This is a genomic window from Kineococcus vitellinus, assembly GCF_009906315.1.
Lineage (GTDB): Bacteria > Actinomycetota > Actinomycetes > Actinomycetales > Kineococcaceae > Kineococcus > Kineococcus vitellinus.
The window spans coordinates 1-1,942 of sequence record NZ_JAAALL010000486.1 but is presented as its reverse complement, the minus strand read 5'-3'; the positions used below and the strand labels follow the sequence as shown (position 1 = coordinate 1,942).

Sequence of the window (1,942 nt, the reverse complement as noted above, 5' to 3'; positions counted from 1 at the left end):
CTTCACCGTGGGTGGGCTGCTGGTGGTGGCGCTGGGGATGCTGGGGTGGGCGCAGCGCAAGGCCGCTCACATGCTCGTGGCCGCCAACGAAGCCGCCGCGGGCGCTGAGGGCGGGCGCTGAGGCCGGGCGGTGAGGGTTGCGCGTGCCCGGCCAGCGCTACCGCCCAGCGCGCGGGCGGAGGCGCGCGACGCCGCACCAGTGGCTTGAAGGCCTGTTCCTACTCTCCGAGCCGCGGTGCACTCGTGCCTGTTGCGGACAAGATGAGGCAGTGCCGCGCTCCAGTACGTTCGGGCCGGCCGGCGTGTGCGTCTGAGCCAGCTCGATGTGCCGCAGCGGTGATGGGTGGCGGGGTCAGCCAGGCGCGTGGAGCCGTCACGGCCGTCACCGGGCGTGTCGGGGGCCGCCTGCGCCATCATCGTGCTGGCCGCGCCCACCTTGATCGGTCAGGTGATCGTTGAGGTGATCGCCCGGCGGGCTCGGCGGTGGATCAGCCGGTGCCCGAGCCGCCGTGTCCTGAGCGCTCGTGTTCCGAGTGCCCGTGCCTTCGCGCTAGCGCTGCAGCGCATCGGCCAGGCGCTGCGCGTCCTGCGCCGGCATGCCGGTCAACGGCAGTGTTCGTGGCCGTGCTCGAAGCTGCGTTCGTGGCTGTGCGTGTGCAGCACCGCTGGACGGGCGGGTGGTGATGGTGCTGTGCTCCTGCCAGCGCCCCTGCACCTGCACGGCCTCCACCTGGCTCCAGGTCAGCACGGGCCCAGCGGTGAGGAAGCGCCGAACGCGCAGACCTGCTCGCTGAGGAAGATGGCCGGTGGGCGCCACAAGTGGAAGCTGGGAGCGAGCGCGTAGAACGCCAGCCACATCAGCGCGGTGCCCACCTGGAACCAGTCCTCGGCGCTCACCACGCTGAGCACCGCCCCGGCGCTCGCGAGGGTGAAGGCGATCAGGATGACGCGGCGCGGCCCCCTGCCCAGCCGTACGCTGTAGGTGCTCTGCAACCCGCTCAGGTCGGGCTCACCGCCAGCAGGGCCCCGCTGGCGCTGGCCGTCACGGCCGTGCAGGCCCCGGGGTCCTGCGGGGCGTGCTGGGTCTGCTGCGGTGTCACCTTCTCCACCTCGCCTTCTCCTGCTCGCCTTCTCCTGCTCACCGGTGCCGACCGCTCAGCGCAGGGCGCCTGTCAGCGCGCCGAGGAGCACGCCTGCTCCGGCGATGGTGAAGAAGATGCCGGCGGCGGCCATCAGCGCCGGCGTCTGGTGCCGGCCGCGGGCGGCCTGGGCGGCGCGGGAGATGCGCTCGCGGAATCGGACGAAGCAGATGCCCATGACGATGGCCAGCGGTCCCCACACGAGGGCGGCGATCTGTCCTTGGCTCATCGCCCCACCGTGTCCATCGCCCTACCGTGCTGGCCGGGTGCCGCCGCGGCAAGCAGAGGTGCTTGCGCTCAGCGGTGCATCACCTGTTCGGGCTAGCCGCGCCCCGGAGCCGGACGTCATCTCGGCAGGAGCCTGCCATCGCATCAGCGGCTGGAGGCCGGCGGATCGGGTGGGCGGTAGGTCGCGGTGCTCCGAGGCGTCAGCGGGTGAGGCGTCAGCGGGTGAGGCGTCAGCGGTCTGGTCGGCGGCACAAGCACGGGTCGCCGTTGCCGACGAGCGCGACCAGCTCTCCGAGCACGGCCAGGACCACCGCTGCGGGCACAGCGTCATCGGTGTCGGAGCGCAGGTCCTCAGCGGACATCGCCTCGCCGGCGTGCGCCGGATCGTAGAAGACCGTCAGCGGTCGCGGTGGTCGCGCGATGCCCCAGTCCGTGCCGGAGCCGAGCAGCCGCACTGTGATCACCTGCTGCTGGCGGGTGTGGAAGGTGGCCTCCAGCACGACCCGGGCGGTGTGGTCGGTGTGGCCTTGGTCGGTGGGAGCGTGCGGGCCGGTACGCAGGTGGGTGTCCAGCCA

The 1,942-nt window shown here is 72.3% G+C and carries 4 protein-coding genes; all 4 read right to left on the bottom strand.

The genetic code is table 11. The annotated features are described in order from the left end of the window. Positions 1-550 precede the first annotated feature (550 nt). Positions 551-748, bottom strand: a complete 198-nt coding sequence (locus GTQ99_RS22695) for a hypothetical protein (protein ID WP_166617934.1) — start codon at positions 746-748, stop codon at positions 551-553. Further along, positions 742-993, bottom strand: a complete 252-nt coding sequence (locus GTQ99_RS22690) for a hypothetical protein (protein ID WP_166617933.1) — start codon at positions 991-993, stop codon at positions 742-744. Before GTQ99_RS22690 ends, GTQ99_RS22695 begins: the two co-directional genes overlap by 7 nt. A 162-nt stretch (positions 994-1,155) precedes the next feature. Further along, positions 1,156-1,368, bottom strand: a complete 213-nt coding sequence (locus tag GTQ99_RS22685; protein ID WP_166617932.1) for a hypothetical protein — start codon at positions 1,366-1,368, stop codon at positions 1,156-1,158. Positions 1,369-1,597: 229 nt separating this feature from the next. Next, a partial coding sequence (locus tag GTQ99_RS22680) for a hypothetical protein (protein WP_205708065.1) occupies positions 1,598-1,942 on the bottom strand: 345 nt, incomplete at its 5' end.

Coding starts and splice junctions, on each gene's coding strand:
- GTQ99_RS22685 (WP_166617932.1), bottom strand. CDS start 1,368: ATGAGCCAAGGACAGATCGCCGCCCTCGTGTGGGGACCGCTGGCCATC.